The sequence below is a fragment of the Marinobacter sp. genome, assembly GCF_034669625.1.
Taxonomy (GTDB): Bacteria; Pseudomonadota; Gammaproteobacteria; order Pseudomonadales; family Oleiphilaceae; genus Marinobacter.
Genome location: NZ_JAXMOY010000007.1, coordinates 95,104 through 111,337, shown reverse-complemented (window position 1 = coordinate 111,337; position 16,234 = coordinate 95,104). Strand labels below are relative to the sequence as shown.

General features: G+C 56.5%; 11 protein-coding genes. 7 read left to right on the top strand and 4 right to left on the bottom strand.

Features of this window, described 5'->3' with window-relative positions:
- The first annotated feature begins 9 nt into the window (after positions 1-9).
- The 6 genes from VOI14_RS08525 to VOI14_RS08500 all read left to right on the top strand — a co-directional run bounded on the left by VOI14_RS08525 (position 10) and on the right by VOI14_RS08500 (position 7,574).
- Complete coding sequence (locus VOI14_RS08525; protein ID WP_323751617.1) at positions 10-1,206, top strand: DUF3426 domain-containing protein; 1,197 nt, start codon at positions 10-12, stop codon at positions 1,204-1,206.
- A 209-nt stretch (positions 1,207-1,415) separates the two neighbouring features.
- The gene (gene dusB / locus VOI14_RS08520; protein WP_416361398.1) at positions 1,416-2,414 is read left to right on the top strand and encodes a tRNA dihydrouridine synthase DusB; all 999 of its coding nucleotides are present in this window, start codon (positions 1,416-1,418) and stop codon (positions 2,412-2,414) included.
- Positions 2,411-2,728: a DNA-binding transcriptional regulator Fis gene (gene fis / locus VOI14_RS08515; RefSeq protein WP_133007327.1), complete on the top strand. Its 318-nt coding sequence runs from the start codon at positions 2,411-2,413 to the stop codon at positions 2,726-2,728. The genes dusB and fis overlap by 4 nt, the downstream gene beginning before the upstream one ends.
- Before the next feature lie 100 nt (positions 2,729-2,828).
- Positions 2,829-4,409: a bifunctional phosphoribosylaminoimidazolecarboxamide formyltransferase/IMP cyclohydrolase gene (purH, locus tag VOI14_RS08510; RefSeq protein WP_323751616.1), complete on the top strand. Its 1,581-nt coding sequence runs from the start codon at positions 2,829-2,831 to the stop codon at positions 4,407-4,409.
- A gap of 22 nt (positions 4,410-4,431) precedes the next feature.
- On the top strand, positions 4,432-5,718 hold the full coding sequence (purD, locus tag VOI14_RS08505) for a phosphoribosylamine--glycine ligase (protein ID WP_323751615.1): 1,287 nt from the start codon (positions 4,432-4,434) through the stop codon (positions 5,716-5,718).
- A 260-nt stretch (positions 5,719-5,978) separates the two neighbouring features.
- The gene (locus VOI14_RS08500; protein WP_323751614.1) at positions 5,979-7,574 is read left to right on the top strand and encodes a cation:proton antiporter family protein; all 1,596 of its coding nucleotides are present in this window, start codon (positions 5,979-5,981) and stop codon (positions 7,572-7,574) included.
- Here the strand turns inward: VOI14_RS08500 and senA are convergent.
- The 3 genes from senA to VOI14_RS08485 form a co-directional block, all read right to left on the bottom strand.
- Positions 7,566-8,867 carry a selenoneine synthase SenA gene (gene senA, locus VOI14_RS08495; protein ID WP_416361402.1) on the bottom strand — a complete coding sequence of 434 codons (1,302 nt, stop codon included), beginning with the start codon at positions 8,865-8,867 and terminating at the stop codon, positions 7,566-7,568. The genes VOI14_RS08500 and senA overlap by 9 nt on opposite strands.
- Before the next feature lie 255 nt (positions 8,868-9,122).
- Positions 9,123-12,233, bottom strand: a complete 3,111-nt coding sequence (locus VOI14_RS08490; RefSeq protein WP_323751612.1) for a multidrug efflux RND transporter permease subunit — start codon at positions 12,231-12,233, stop codon at positions 9,123-9,125.
- Positions 12,233-13,405, bottom strand: coding sequence for an efflux RND transporter periplasmic adaptor subunit (locus tag VOI14_RS08485; protein ID WP_323751611.1), 1,173 nt, complete (start codon positions 13,403-13,405; stop codon positions 12,233-12,235). The genes VOI14_RS08490 and VOI14_RS08485 overlap by 1 nt, the downstream gene beginning before the upstream one ends.
- A gap of 157 nt (positions 13,406-13,562) precedes the next feature.
- Here VOI14_RS08485 and VOI14_RS08480 point away from each other — a divergent pair, with 157 nt between their 5' ends.
- Entirely contained in the window at positions 13,563-14,210 is a 648-nt protein-coding gene (locus tag VOI14_RS08480; protein WP_323751610.1) for a TetR family transcriptional regulator, read from the top strand.
- On the opposite strand, the gene VOI14_RS08475 is transcribed toward VOI14_RS08480, so the two are convergent.
- Positions 14,188-16,014, bottom strand: a complete 1,827-nt coding sequence (locus VOI14_RS08475; RefSeq protein WP_323751609.1) for an SLC13 family permease — start codon at positions 16,012-16,014, stop codon at positions 14,188-14,190. The two genes, VOI14_RS08480 and VOI14_RS08475, sit on opposite strands and share 23 nt — an antisense overlap.
- Positions 16,015-16,234: the final 220 nt, after the last annotated feature.

Genomic DNA, 16,234 nt, shown 5'->3' with positions numbered 1-16,234 from the left:
GATAACAGCATGACCCAGAGCAGCCTGCAAACACAGTGCCCAGATTGCGAAACCCGTTTTCGGGTGACTGACGAACAGCTCAGTGTCGCCGGAGGCAAAGTTCGCTGCGGCAACTGCATGGGCATATTTAACGCGAAAGAACACCAAATAACGCCCGCCGGTGTCAGCACAATTCCCTCCGCTGACACGCACCCCGAATCCTCGCCATCTGAAGACTCCATCCGGGAGAACACCCGCAGCAGCGTGATTGAAGACGAATTCGTTTTTGCTGACAACCCCGAAGAAGATGCGGAAGAAGGGCTTTACGCGGGCAACAAACTAACGTTTTCCGACGATGAACTGAGCGAAAGCTTTCGCTCAGTCGACGATCGCAACAACGAGAGCTTTTCGGAAGACGAACAGGATCCAAGCCACGCAAGGGTGGATGAAAGCTGGGCTGAAGCCATGCTTTCTGATGATCATCCAGCGATACCCACCGATTACCCCGCTGAGCCTGAGCCTGAGCCTGAGCCTGAGCCTGAGCCTGAGCCTGAGCCTGAGCCTGAAAAAGCATCAGCCAGTTCCGCATCCGCAATCCAGAACAAAGAACAAACGGACAGCGACGACCCGTTAAATGAAAGTGCCAATCGTTTGGGCGACCCTCTCATCAATCGGACTCACCCGGACCAAAGCTCAGCCACCTTGTATCAGGATTTACGCCGAGATCCGGTCTCGGTCGGTGCTGGAGGCAGCCGTCTTCGAACCGCACTGTGGAGTCTGATTATCCTGGCGCTGCTCGGATTGCTGATCGCACAGGCTACCTGGTTCCAGTTTGATCGGCTGTCGGCCATCCCTCAGCTGCGCCCCTTTTACGAGAAAGGCTGCGAATTGGCCGGCTGCAAACTCCAGCCACTAGTTAATGTCGATGCCATACAAAGCCGGAAACTTGTGGTTCGAACAGATCCGGACAACCGCAGCCAGCTGATTGTTGATGCGGTTATCATCAATCGCGCCAATTTCGAGCAACCGTTCCCCTCCATCGCTCTGACGTTTTCCAACCTCAATGGCGACGTCGTGGCTCAAAGTATTTTCAGCCCCGACGAATACCTTGCCGGTGACGGGGAGGCCCTCGAAAACATGCCTGCGGATACTCCGATAAAGATTGCCATCCGGATTCGCGACCCCGGACGCGATGCGGTCAACTACAACCTGCTCTTCCGGCCGTAGGTCCCGAAAGCCTCAGCAGCAGCCTGCAGCCGGTAGAGCAAAAGTCAACCAGAAAGCGCGAAAAATAATCAACTTTTTCGTCCATTTATCCCTTCAATCAAACTGCCCCCGGCGGTATCATTACCGCCCTTCGGGAAACAGTCGATCAGATTTTGAGCAACGACTGATAACCGAACCTTGCTAAACCCGCTGTGACACGGACTCAGATCATGCTGCCAACGGCAAAAATCGGGCCGTACACCCTGCCCAACCCTTTGATAGTTGCACCAATGGCCGGTGTAACAGATCGCCCGTTTCGGTTGTTGTGCCGAAGGATGGGTGCCGGTTTGGCTGTATCAGAAATGGTCATAGCGGACAGCAAGCTCTGGCATACGCGCAAATCACGTACCCGGATGAACCATCAGGGCGAACCAGAACCCCGGTCAGTGCAAATTGCCGGCGGAGACCCGGACATGCTGGCCGATGCCGCGCGGCAAAACGCCGAGTTTGGTGCCCAGATCATCGACATCAACATGGGGTGTCCAGCCAAGAAAGTCTGCAACAAGGCCGCGGGTTCGGCCCTGATGAAAGACGAAAAGCTGGTTCAGGAAATTCTGGAAGCGGTGGTAAATGCCGTCGATATTCCGGTGACACTGAAAATGCGCACGGGTTGGGATCGCGACAACCGCAACGCCAAAACAATTGCAAAAATGGCGGAAAACGCAGGCATTCAGGCCCTCGCAGTACACGGCCGTACAAGAGCCGATAAATACATGGGCGATGCCGAATACGACACCATAGCCGAAGTGAAGGCCAGCGTCGGTATTCCGGTATTTGCCAATGGCGACATCACCACACCAGAGAAAGCCCGACATGTGCTGACTTATACCGGCGCTGACGGGTTGCTGATCGGCAGAGGCGCGCAAGGCCGTCCATGGATTTTCCGGGAAATCATGCACTTTCTGGAAACCGGCGAACACCTTGCGGCTCCGCCCCTGAATGAAGTCGAGCAGATTCTCCTGGAGCATCTAGTCGAGCTGCACAGCTTCTACGGGGAAAAGATGGGCGTGCGTATCGCCAGAAAACATGTGGGCTGGTATCTGCAGTCCCACGATGAAAGCAAACAGTTCCGCAGTCGCTTCAATGGGATCGAAGATCCATTGGAGCAAAAAGACAGCATCGCACAGTACTTTGCACGCTTACGAAATGGAGAGGTATTCGCAGCATGACCGCTGAGACTTTGGCACACGATAATCTGAGCACCCCGGCCAACGATGAACTGCATCAGTTGCACACGGTAAACGGCAGCGGCAATAGCGTCACCCTGCGCGACAGCGTAGAAGTTGCCCTGAAGAACTACTTCGCGCAACTGGACGGAGCACCCGTCACCGATGTATATCAACTGGTGCTCTCTGAAGTTGAAGCGCCGCTGCTCGAGCAGGTAATGAAGTACACCCGCAACAACCAAACCAAGGCATCCACCATGCTTGGTCTGAATCGCGGAACCCTGCGCAAGAAACTGAAGCAATACGGTCTGCTATAATCAGACTCGATCCACAAGGGCCTCCCGGATTCGTTCGCGAGGCCTTTGTTCTTTTATTCAGGCTACCCCCGGCTTATCTGAACAGCGAAGAAACTGAACCATGGCAAACCAGGCTAACACCCCCGTCCGTCGCGCCCTGATCAGCGTGAGTGATAAAACTGGCATCGTCGATTTCGGCCGTGCCCTGACCGAACGCGGTATAGAGCTGCTCTCTACTGGCGGCACTTTCCGACTGCTACAGGAAAACAAAGTACCGGTCACCGAAGTGTCCGACTACACCGGTTTCCCGGAAATGATGGACGGCCGGGTGAAAACCCTGCATCCGAAGATCCACGGTGGCGTTCTGGGCCGTCGCGGTACCGACGACGCCATCATGGCCGAGCACGGCATTAACCCGATCGATATGGTGGTGGTGAACCTCTATCCGTTCGAAGACACCGTTGCCAACCCGGATTGCGATCTCGCCACGGCCATCGAAAACATCGACATCGGTGGCCCGACAATGGTTCGCGCCGCGGCTAAAAACCACAACGACGTTGCCATTGTGGTGAACGCTTCCGACTACAGCCGCGTGCTGAAAGAACTCGAAGAAAACGACGGTGACCTGACCTACAACACCCGTTTCGATCTGGCGGTCAAAGCCTTCGAACACACCGCCGGTTACGACGGTGCCATCGCCAACTACCTGGGCGGACGCACACCGGATAACGACAACGCCGACTTCCCTCGCACCTTCAACGCCCAGTTTGTGAAGGTTCAGGACATGCGTTACGGCGAAAACCCGCACCAACGCGCCGCTTTCTATGCCGAAAGCAACCCGCGTGAAGCTTGCGTCGCCACTGCCAAGCAACTGCAAGGCAAAGAGCTGAGCTACAACAACGTTGCCGATACCGACGCCGCACTGGAATGCGTGAAGCCATTTGCAGACCCTGCCTGCGTCATTGTTAAGCACGCCAACCCTTGTGGCGTAGCCATTGGTGCCGACATTCTGCAGGCCTATGATCTGGCGTTTGCCACCGATCCGACCTCGGCCTTTGGCGGCATCATCGCGTTCAACCGTGAACTGGATGCCAAGACCGCTCAGGCCATCGTCGATCGCCAGTTTGTGGAAGTCATCATTGCCCCCAGCGTTGCTCCGGAAGCGGTAGACATTGTGTCCGCCAAGAAGAACGTTCGTCTGCTGGCCTGTGGTGAATTTGACAGCCACCGCGCCAAGACCATGGACTACAAGCGCGTCACCGGCGGCCTGTTGGTTCAAGATCGCGACCTGGGCATGGTAGCGATGGAAGACGTTAAAGTGGTTACCGACCGCCAGCCCACCGAAGAAGAGCTGAACGACCTGCTGTTTGCCTGGGAAGTGGCCAAATACGTTAAGTCCAACGCCATCGTCTACGCCAAAGCCGGTCGCACCATCGGTGTTGGTGCCGGCCAGATGAGCCGCGTATACAGCGCCAAAATCGCCGGCATCAAAGCCGCCGACGAAGGTCTGGAAGTCAAAGGCTCGGTCATGTCTTCCGACGCATTCTTCCCGTTCCGTGACGGCATCGATGCCGCCGCCGCCGCCGGCATCACCGCGGTGATTCAACCGGGTGGCTCCATGCGCGACCAGGAAGTGATCGACGCAGCCAACGAACACGGCATCGCCATGGTCTTCACCGGCATGCGCCATTTCCGTCACTGATCCAAGCATTCAGGAGCACAACATGAACATTCTGATTATCGGCAGTGGCGGTCGTGAACACGCACTGGCCTGGAAAGCCGCCAAGTCCCCGCTGGCCGACAAGGTTTTTGTCGCACCGGGTAACGCCGGCACCGCCCGCGAGCCCGGTCTGGAAAACGTCGATCTGGACGTAATGGATCTGGACGGACTGGCCAACTTTGCCGAACAGAACAATGTCGGCCTCACCATCGTCGGACCGGAAGCCCCGCTGGTTGCCGGCGTGGTCGACAAGTTTGAAGATCGCGGCCTACGCATCTTCGGCCCCAGTGCCGGAGCAGCCCAGCTTGAAGGTTCCAAAGCTTTCACAAAGGATTTCCTAGCTCGCCAGAAGATCCCGACCGCCGATTACGCCAACTTTACCGACGTCGACGAAGCCCTCGCTTACGTTCGTGAAAAAGGTGCGCCGATTGTGGTCAAGGCTGATGGCCTGGCCGCGGGTAAAGGCGTCATCGTTGCGATGACTCTGGAAGAAGCCGAAGACGCCATTCGCGACATGCTGGCTGGCAACGCCTTTGGCGATGCCGGCAGCCGCGTGGTCATTGAAGAGTTCCTGGACGGCGAAGAAGCCTCGTTCATCGTTATGGTCGACGGCAAGAACGTCCTGGCGATGGCCACCTCCCAGGACCATAAACGAGTCGGCGACGGCGACACCGGCCCCAACACCGGCGGCATGGGCGCTTACTCCCCCGCTCCGGTGGTCACAGCCGATGTGCACCAGCGCATTATGGACGAAGTGATCATGCCGACCGTTAACGGCATGGCAGCAGAAGGCCACCCTTACAAGGGTTTCCTGTACGCCGGCCTGATGATCGACGCTTCCGGTGCCTCCAAGGTGATCGAGTTCAACTGCCGCTTCGGTGATCCGGAAACTCAGCCGATCATGCTGCGCATGAAGTCTGACATCGTTGAACTGTCTCTAGCCGCCGTTGATGGCAAGCTCGACCAATGTGATTCCGTATGGGACGAACGCGCCTCTGTTGGCATCGTTCTCGCGGCAGGCGGTTACCCGGGCAGCTACAACAAAGGTGACGTGATCTCCGGCCTGCCGGAAACCGAAGTTGAAGGCGAGAAAGTCTTCCACGCTGGCACCAACCTGAAAGATGGCGAGGTTGTGACCAACGGTGGTCGCGTACTCTGCGCCACAGCCCTCGGCAACACCGTCACCGAAGCTCAGCAACGCGCCTATGAACTGGCGGCCAAAGTTGAGTGGAACGGCGTATTCTGCCGTAAGGACATTGCGTACCGGGCCATCGCCCGTGAACAAGGCTAACCTGTAACGCCGTTCACACGCATCGTCAGCCCGGTCATTGACCGGGCTTTTTATTGAAACTGCCGTTATATTGAATGCAGTAGGCACCCGCAGATGATGGTGGCCCTCAAAAAAGCCGGCAGCCTGTTTCTCGAATCCTCCCTGCTTCACTGGCGCAAAGCAGACGAAGATCAAATGGCAGCACCTTAGCTTTAAATCGACTTCAACGCGGGGAGAAAACAAGGTAGCCTTCTTACTTTACTACCCGGTAAGGGTCTTTCATGCCTGAAGCTATCTGGATTTCTTTTGCCTTTGGCCTCGGCCTGTTAATCAAGACTGTGCACCTGCCGCCGTTAATTGGCTATCTGGGCGCGGGCTTTATCCTCAGCGCCATGGCGGCCCACCCGTCCATCCCCATTTCGCCGGAACCCACCGCGGTACTCGATCACATTGCCCATCTGGGCGTGTTGCTCATGCTGTTTACCGTCGGGCTCAAGTTGAAATTGAAATCGGTCATCAGCCCGGAAGTAATTGGCGGCAGCCTGCTGCACTTTGCCGTCACCGCCCTTGTGTTCGCACCCGGTATCTATCTGATTCTGGAGGTCACCTGGTATACCGCTCTGATGCTGGCGATCGCCCTGTCATTCTCCTCCACCGTGCTCGCCGCCAAGGTACTGGAAAACAAGCGAGAACTCCGCGCCTTCCACGGGCGCGTGTCGATCGGCATCCTGATCATGCAGGATTTGATTGCGCTGGTAGTGATGAGTCTGGCTGCCGGGCAAACCCCCTCTCAATGGGCGCTGATCGTGTTTGGCCTGCCCCTGCTTCGCCCCGTTCTGTACAAACTTCTGGACGCAAGCGGCCACGAAGAATTGCTGGTTCTGCTAGGCCTCCTGCTGGCCTTGGTGCTGGGCGGCTTGGGATTTCAGGCGGTGGGACTCAGTTCGGAACTGGGCGCTCTGGTCTTCGGCGCTATTCTGGCAAATCATCCCAGAAGCCAGGAACTGGCTAAATCCTTGTGGAGTGTCAAAGAGATCTTTCTGGTCGGTTTCTTTCTGAAAATCGGCATTGACGGCTTACCGGGCAAAGATGCCGTGATTTTCGCGCTTGTTGCGGCGCTGATCCTTCCCCTTAAAGGCATTCTGTTCTTCTTCCTGATGTTGCTCTTCCGGCTAAGGGCACGCAGCAGCTTCCTGACCTCGTTGGCGCTCACCAATTACAGCGAGTTCGGCCTAATTGTCGCCAGCATTGCCCTGCCCGAATGGTTGGTGCCATTAGCCTTGTCGGTCGCTCTATCGTTTCTGATATCCGCACCGATAAACCGGCTGGCCCATCCGCTTTATGAGCGCTGGAGTCACCGCCTGGTGCCGTTTGAGAAAGACCGGCGGCATCCTGACGAACTCCCGATTTCTCTGGGTGACACCCGGGTGCTGGTCATGGGCATGGGCCGAACGGGAACCGCCGCCTATGATGCCTTAAGTGCGTCAGAAGCAAGACTCATGGCCCTGGACTCCGATTTAACCAAAGTGTCCCGACACCAGAAGCAAGGGCGCAATGTGGTTTACGCCGATGCCGAAGACAACACCTTCTGGGAAGCGCTGCATATGCCCTCGGTAGAAGCCGTGATTCTTGCCATGGGCGATATAGAAGCCAAACTGATCGCTGCGCGCATGCTGCGAAAACTCGGATTCACCGGTTACATTGTGGCCCACACCATGTTCTCAGACGAAGCCGAACGCATTCGCGAGGCCGGTGCGAATGAAGCCTATCTCACCATGAGTGAAACCGGGGTTGCTCTGGCCAGCCACTTGCAACAAATAGCCCCCGAAATACCCGAGCCCGAGGCAAAGCTCTCAGGCTCAAATCCGTCAACGTAACGCACAAGTACGGAAGCCGGTAAAAACATCGCTTCTCTGGGGCAAATAAGCCTGTCGATAAGTGCCACGAATCAAGCTCGAGGTTGTGGCACAACTCCCCCCGCGAGTGACCTTGTGGTCTCCGAACTGCAGCGTCGACATAAACGGGTATATATCCACCTTGAACCCGTCGTATGGCAGGAACTGATCGCTGGTCCATTCCCACACCGACCCTAGCATCTGCCGGCACCCGAAAGGACTCTCACCCGCGGGATAATCAAACACCGGATTCCAAGCCATCGACCGACCATTCATATCCACCCGGGACCCGTCCGGTGCCTCATTTCCCCAGGGGTATCGCTGAAAAACCTCACCCGGCCGATTCCCCAGAGCGGCGACTTCCCACTCATATTCCGTCGGCAAACGCCGACCGGCCCAACGGCACCAAGCCTCGGCTTCCCAGTAGGAAACATGCGTCACCGGCGCATCCGGATTCAACGGCAACCACCGATCAAACAACCGCGCCTGCCACTGCCCTTCGTGACATCGCCAATAAACTGGATGCTCGGCAGCCGACGCCAACCACTGCCGGCCGCCAAACGACCACAGCTCCGGCCGCTGGTAACCGCTATCATCCACAAACGCCTGAAACTCACGATTCGTCACCAACAACCGACTGATCACAAACCCCGGCAACTCAACCTCAAACCGCGGTTTCTCCGCATCAAACGCAAAATCCTCCGCCGCAAACGCCTCCGAAGCGTCAGGCATACCCATCACCCAACGCCCCGCGGGCACTTCCACATCCCCGGCCACACCCTCACCAGGTGCTGGCCGATCGCCTTGGAAATCCGGCGGCGCCGGATAACCCACCGTCTGACGACACCAAATCAACGACTCGATGTGCATATTCTGGTGAAAAATCGCATAGCGATAGAGATACAACGCCTGATCGGTCAGCTCATAGCGACGAATACGCTCCGCCACACGGTCATAAACCGTATTGAAATACTGAAGCGTATCCTCACGCCCCGGAAACAAATCCCGGCGCCAGCGATCGCGATGCTGAACGTGAAACGAATCCCAGAGATCATCCATCGCCGGGTTATAGCTCACCGTGCCATCCAGCAACTTGAAAACAAACACCTCATAGAAAAACGCCGAATGCCCCATCTCCCAAAGCGGCGGATTCACACCCGGGTGATAAGGAGCATCAAGTTGCGTGTCAGATAACGAATTGATGAGCCTCTCCGTTCTGGAGCGGGCAAGTTCTAGCTCTCCTAATATCTGCAGCTTCGTTTCTTCGACCGTCATAAGGCGCCCACTCACAGAAGTTACTCCTAAGGTTGGAGAAGCAGTGTTGGGGGGAGCCCTTCCAAAAATGTGCGTAGCCATGGATGGCGAAGCAGAAGCGCCACATGGATGTGCCACCAGGAGCGGTTTTTGGAAGGGCTCCCCCCAACACTGTGCCCAACTCACAGCATAACAGACAAAAAAACCGCCGATGGGCAGAGACCCACGGCGGTTCAATGATCTTAACAAAGAGCTGACCAAAGTCAGGCCCAAAGATCAGGCCTTCTTACGCTGCTTGCGCCAATCCCCAAAGTCCTCAATCAACTTATAGAACAAAGGCACAAAAAACAGCGCCAACGTGCTGGCCGCCAGCATACCGCCAACCACCACCGTACCAATTTCCTGACGACTCACGGCACCAGCTCCGGTACTGAAAGCCAACGGCAACGACCCCACAATGAAGGTCAACGCCGTCATCATAATCGCCCGAAAACGCTGACGCGCAGCCATACTCGCCGCCTCAAACGAACTCATACCCGACTTCCGGTTCTGAGCCGCAAACTCCACAATCAGAATTGCGTTCTTCGCCGCCAGCCCGATCAACACCAGCAGCCCCACCTGGAAGTAGATATCGTTCGGGAAGCCGCGCCACAACGAAGCCAACGCCGCCCCAAACACACCAAACGGAACCGCCGTTGCCACCGCCACCGGCAAACCCCAACGCTCATACTGAGCCGCCAGAATCAGGAACACCAGTAACAACCCCATGCCAAACGCCATGGAGCCCGAATCTGCCGAATCCTGCAACTGATAGGCTTCACCGGTCCAACCCACCAACGTATCCCGGTCGAACTGCTCAGCCGCCACGGCTTCCAAAGCCGCCAGCGCCGCACCCGTGGTATAACCCGGGCCGGGGTCTGCCAGCAACTTGGCGGCTGGATACACGTTAAACCGATTCAGAATATCCGGCCCGCTGGTACGTTCCAGCTCAACCAGCGAACTGAGCGGAATCATCTCACCGTAATTGGAGCGCACGAACACCTTACGCAGATCACCAGGGTGACTACGGAACTCGCCTTCCGACTGGAGATTAACCTGCCAGTTACGACCTTCCAGCGTAAAGTCGTTCACATACAAACCACCAAACGTGCTCTGCATCGTGGTAAAGATCTGATCAATAGGCACACCGGCCGCCTGGGCCTTCTCACGGTCGACGTTCGCCTTGTAGCGCGGAATTCCGGTATCCAGCGTTACTCGTGCATTCGTCAGTTCCGGGCGAGCATTCGCAGCCTCCGTGAACTTGTCCGCCATCGCCTTGATCTCGGCCGGGGTACGTCCACCCCGAGCCTGAATGTAGCCTTCCACACCGCCGGTGGTCGACAAACCTTGAATTGGCGGTGGCGTAAAGGCAATCACGAACGCTTCCGGCATGCCAAAACCGATCCCCATGATCTTCTTGGCAATATCCGCGGCCCCCTGACCATCACCTTCACGCTCGGCCCAATCTTCAAGCGTCACGAACGCCACGCCGCTGTTAGTTCGCAGCGCGCTGGAAATGATGTCGTAGCCGGCAAAGGACACCACTTCTTTCACTTCCGGCAGGCTCATCATCTTCTCGGCCAATTCATCCCGGGCACCTTCCGTCCGGCTCATGGCCGACACCGGAGGCAACGCGTACGCGGCCAATACAAAACCCTGATCCTCCTGTGGCACCAGTCCCGACGGCATCTTGTTCATCAGGAACACCACACTTGCCAACATGGCCGCAAACAGCAACACACCGACAACCGCATGTTTTAGCAACCAGTCCACCACACGAGAGAAGCCTGCCGTCAACTTGTCGAAGCCAGCATCGAACCAACGGAACACCGTTAATTGTTTGTTCTCCTTGCCCAGCAACATGGCACACATGGCAGGCGTCAACGTCAGCGCAACGATACCGGAAATTACCACCGACACAGCAATGGTGATCGCGAACTGGCGATACAGCTCACCACTGAGGCCGCCCAGGAAGGCGACCGGAGCAAACACCGCCACCAGCACCAGAGTCGATGAAATCACCGCCCCTGAAACCTGCCCAATGGTGGTGACCGCGGCGTCATAAGCCGACATGCCCTTTTCTTTAATCAGACGCTCGGCGTTTTCCATAATGATGATGGCGTTGTCCACCACCACCCCGATCGCCAAAATCAGCCCGAACAAGGTCAGCAGGTTCACCGAAAAGCCCAGCGCCTGCATACCTGCAAAGGTGCCGATCAGAGACACTGGAATGGCCATCAGCGGTATCAAGGTGGCACTGAGGTTTTGCAAGAACAAAAACGTCACCAGAACCACCAGAAGCACCGCTACAATGAAGGTGCTGAACACCTCCTGAATGGAGATATCAATAAACCGGGTGGTGTCATAAGGAACGTTGTATTCCAGCCCTTCCGGGAACCGGTCCGAGATTTCTTCCATGGCCTTATTCACGGCTTCCGCGGCATCCAGAGCATTAGCGCCGGGCTGCAGATACACGCCCATCGGCACGGTCGCGCCGCCGTTATAAATCGCCGCAAAGTCGTAATTCAGAGCACCCAGTTCAATGCGCGCGACATCTTTCAAACGCAGCGACGCGCCTTGTTCGTCACTGCGAAGGATAACTTCTTCAAACTCTTCCGGACTGGTCAGTCGACCAGGGGCAGACACACTAAAGGTAAATGCCTGGCCTTTGGGTGCCGGTTCAGCTCCGATCCGGCCCGCAGCAAACTGGGCGTTCTGAGCAAGAAGTGCGTTGGCCACATCGCCTGGCGTCAGTTCATACTGAGCGAGTTTGTCCGGCCGCAGCCAGACTCGCATCGAGTAATCCTGCGCGCCGAACAAGGACGCATTACCGATACCGGGTAGCCGCACCAACTCATCCAGCACATTCAGCAAGGCATAGTTAGAAATCTCGACCACGCTCATCGAATTGTCGGGAGACGACAGCGCAATCACCTGCAAAATAGAGGTGGAACGAGCCTCCACTTTCAGGCCCTGGTTACGAACAGATTGTGGCAGTCGCGCCAGCGCTTGCTGCACCCGGTTGTTGACGTTAATGGTAGCCTGATCCGGATCGGTTCCGATCTCGAATGATACCGATATCCGGAAACTGCCGGAATCGGTTGCGCTGGATTCCAGATAAATCATGTCGTCAACGCCGTTGATTTCCTGCTCCAAAGGTGCAACGACTGAATCGGAGATCACATCGGCACTTGCACCCGGGAACCGTCCATCCACCACTACTTGCGGCGGTACCACGTTCGGGTATTGCTCCACAGGCAATCCGAGCAGTGCCAGCGCACCCCCCAAGGTAATAATGATCGATATAACCGTTGCGAAAATCGGCCGGTCAATGAATGTGCGCAACATCAGTTCGCGCCCTCCCCGGCACTCTCATTCGTCATGTTTACCGGTGCCCCCGAGCGAAGATTGGTCAGGCCACTGACAATGAATCGATCGCCGGCCTCCAATCCGCTCAGGATAATCTGTTCGCCATTGGTCACTGGTCCCAGCTCGACACCGCGCACCTGAGCTTTGCCTTCATCATTCACCACGTACACCATCGGCCCTTTTGGGCCCTCCGCGACGGCAGCTTCGGGAACCAAAATCACGTTCTCAAAATTCTGAAGTTCAACCCGCACACGCACAAACTGACCGGGCACAATCACCTGCTCGGGATTCGGGAATACGGCACGCGCCGAAACCGATCCGGTGCGAGGGTCAAGCGTTGATGCGGTAAAATCAATCCGGCCTTCCAACGGATACTCTTGGCCATTCGCCAACACCAAGCGAGCCGTCACATCCTGGGCATCCCCAGAACGCGCCATGCCTTCCGTTGCCGCACGACGAATACTGGCGTCGTTTTCTGGCAACGCGAAGCGCACATGAACCGGGTCAAGCTGCACAATCGTAGTCAGCAAGGTCCCCGCATCCACCAAACTGCCTTCCGGCAAGTCCTCTAGACTGGTCACCCCACTCAGAGGTGCGGTCACATTGGTGTAACCACGGTCTAGCTCCGCTTTGGTCATACCCGCCTCAGCAACCGCGAGATTGGCTTCCGCCAGTTCTCTCGCAGACTCGGCAGAATCACGATCCCGCTCACTGACCGCTTTGCGCTCATACAAGGATGAAATTCGGGCCCATTCTCGCTCAGCCTGGCGCAAGTTCGCTTCCGCCACCTGACGCTGGGCCTTTGCCAATTGGAAAGCAGCTTCTGCCGGCTTGGGGTCTATGCGGAACAGAGAATCACCTTCTCGCACCATTTGCCCCTCATCATAAAGCCGCTCTTCAAGCACCCCGCTGACCCGGGCACGCACTTGCACTTCTCTCGCGCCACGTGCCCGGCCGGCATAGTCCTGACGCACCGTGGCATTACTCAGTTCAGCGGTTTCCACCACCACCGCAGCCGGCGGAAAGCCTCCACCACCTTGCTGGCCTGCACTGTCCTCACTGCTACAACCACCCAAAACCAACAAGGTCGATAAGCCTGCGATGATCAGCCCCGCTCGGGCTACTGGGCGGTGAAATAATTCCATGGTCATGTGCGTTCTCCTGAGCACGAGGCAAGATCAATCCGGGTAACCAAACAGGCTAAAGCGGTCTGCAAAATTAGCACACTAACATACATTCATTCGTGTATGTATGTAAACAATTCTCAGTTATAATGACGGTTTATACCGCCCCTACAGTTACCGAATCATGGCACGAAAAACGAAAGCAGAAGCTGAAGCCACACGCGAGTCTATCCTCGATGCCGCCGAACAGGTGTTTATCGATAAAGGCGTTGCTCGTGCTTCGCTCGAACAAATTGCCACCACAGCCGGCGTGACTCGGGGGGCTATCTACTGGCACTTCCGCAATAAGCAGGACATTCTCGATGCCATGGTTGAACGGGTGCGCGCGCCTCTGGAGGAAATGCTGGCGAGTGCCAGTCGCGGCAGCGGTAGCTTAGAGAACCTGAAAAAAGTGTGTATTTTGGCACTGAGAAAGCTGGTCGAAGACAAGCGTTACTTCCGGGTCCACTACATCCTGTTTCACCGTAACGAATCCGACCAGGCGTTAAACCGGCACCGCGAGCTGTCAGCCAGCGCGATCAACCAACTCTTCGAAATCATGGCATTACCCGAGAACAGAGAGCGCCTGCGCCCCCATCTCACACCTGAGCAGGCCGCCTATCTGCTACACACGCAAATGCTGGGCCTGTTTTTTCAATGGTTAACCGCACCGGAACAATGGCCTTTGGCCGAAATCGCCCCGACACTGGTTGAAACAATCTTTTTCGGCCTGCTCGCAGATAACGAAACCGATAATCGGCATAGCCCGGTCACGTCCACACCCATAGGATGACGGGGACTGCCACCACCGTGACCACGATAGACAACGGCAGCCCCAGCCGCCAATAATCTCCAAACCGATAGCCGCCTGGCTCCATCACCAACACATTGGACTGGTGCCCAATGGGCGTCAGGAACGCGCACGACGTACCCACAGCAACCCCCATCAGAGCTGCATCGGACGACAAGTCAAGCTGGTATGACAGCCCAAGCGCAATGGGCGCCACAAGCACCGCTGCTGCCGCATTGTTCACCACATTGGATAACAGCATGGAGCCCACCAGAATAATCGTCAGCGCAACCCAGCCAGCCTGACCTTCGGCAACCGCCAGTATTTGAGCCGCAATAAGGTCTGCCCCGCCGGTAGCATCCAGCGCCTGGCCAACCGGAATCATCGCCGCCAACAATACAATCACCGACCAATCAATCGCTTTATACGCTTCAGTGGTATCCAGTAACCGCACCAGCACCATGGCCACAGCACACGCGACCAGCGCCACCGGTGGCGCAAGCAAGCCTGAAAGGATCAGACCAATAGCCACAACGAACAAACCACCGGCTAGCCACAGACTTTTCTGCCGCCCGAGCGTCAGCTCCCGCTCCGCCAAGGGCAGGCAGCCCAGTGTTTGCAACGTGGCCATCACCTTATTTTCGTGCGCCTGCACGAGCAGAATGTCACCGGACTGGAAGCGTGTGTTCGACAGACGCTGGGTCAACCGGTGACCCTGACGAGCAATCGCCACCACGTTCAGCCCGTAGTGTTCTCGCAAGTTGAAGCGGTTCGTCGTTCGGCCAATGAGCTGGGAGGAAGGGGTGATCACCGCTTCGGTCAGGCGGACATCGCCAGTCGCTATTTTTTCTTCTTTGTCCTCGCGAGACCGACCTTTCAAGACCTGCTCTTCCCCTTCTTTGGCCCCTTCGTCGCCCTTGACGGCATTCGCCAGCACCAAGTCGGTGCTATCTACGAACTCCTGCAGACTTTCCGTGTCGGCTTGCACCAGCAAAACATCACCTTCCCGTAACACCAGATATGAGGAGGGTGCGGGAGAGCTTTGCTCGTCTCGAATGAGTGCAAGCACCACAACGCTCTTATCTTCTTCTCCGGAGGTCAGCAGGTTATGCAGCGTGCTACCGGCATAGTCGGATCCTTCCGGCACCCGGAGCTCCGTCACATAGTCGCCAACATTGAACAACTTGTCGTCGCTAGCCGGGTCATCCCGTTTCGGCGTCAGCCTCCACCCCACCAACCCAATAAACACAATGCCCGCTACCGTGATGGCCAGCCCTGCTGGCGCGAAATCCACCAAACCAAAGGTTCCAGCCTCGCGGTAACTGGCAATAATGATGTTCGGCGGAGTGCCGATTAATGTGATGGTGCCACCCAGCAGCGAACCGAATGCGAGCGGCATGAGTAACAGAGATGGAGAGCGACCAGACTTCCGAGACATCCAGATGGCCACCGGCATCAAAAGCGCCAGAGCACCCACGTTATTGATAAACGCCGAACACAAGGCCACCACCCCAGTCAGCGTAATCACCTGCAGCACAGCATTCTGCCCCACTTTGCCCAGAAGCTTCGCGATGGCATCCACGAAACCACTATTCACCAGACCTTGGCTGATCACCAGAACGGCAGCCACAGTAATCACAGCAGGGTGACCAAAGCCGGCAAAAAGATCAGCGGCCGGCACCAAGCCTGCAACTGCGATCGCCAGTAACGCAAGCATGGCCACCACATCAAAACGCAGGCGGTTCCAGACAAACATGGCCAAAGTAATTCCAAGTACTAAAAAAACCGTACCTTGTTCAATATTCAACGGCGCACTCCTTTTGCCAGTTGCCTATCAGAATACAACAAAGCGCAGCAAAGTAGAGCCGACTGCCCTGTCGGGCAGGCCAGAACAACACCGAAAAGTGTCAGCGGTTTATACAGTTGCCAATAAAATAGTGCGGTACTCTCCTCGCAACTGTCTGTATAGAAGCATTTAACGCATTTCTGGCGCACAACCTGCTGACTTTGGATAAAAACAACAGGAT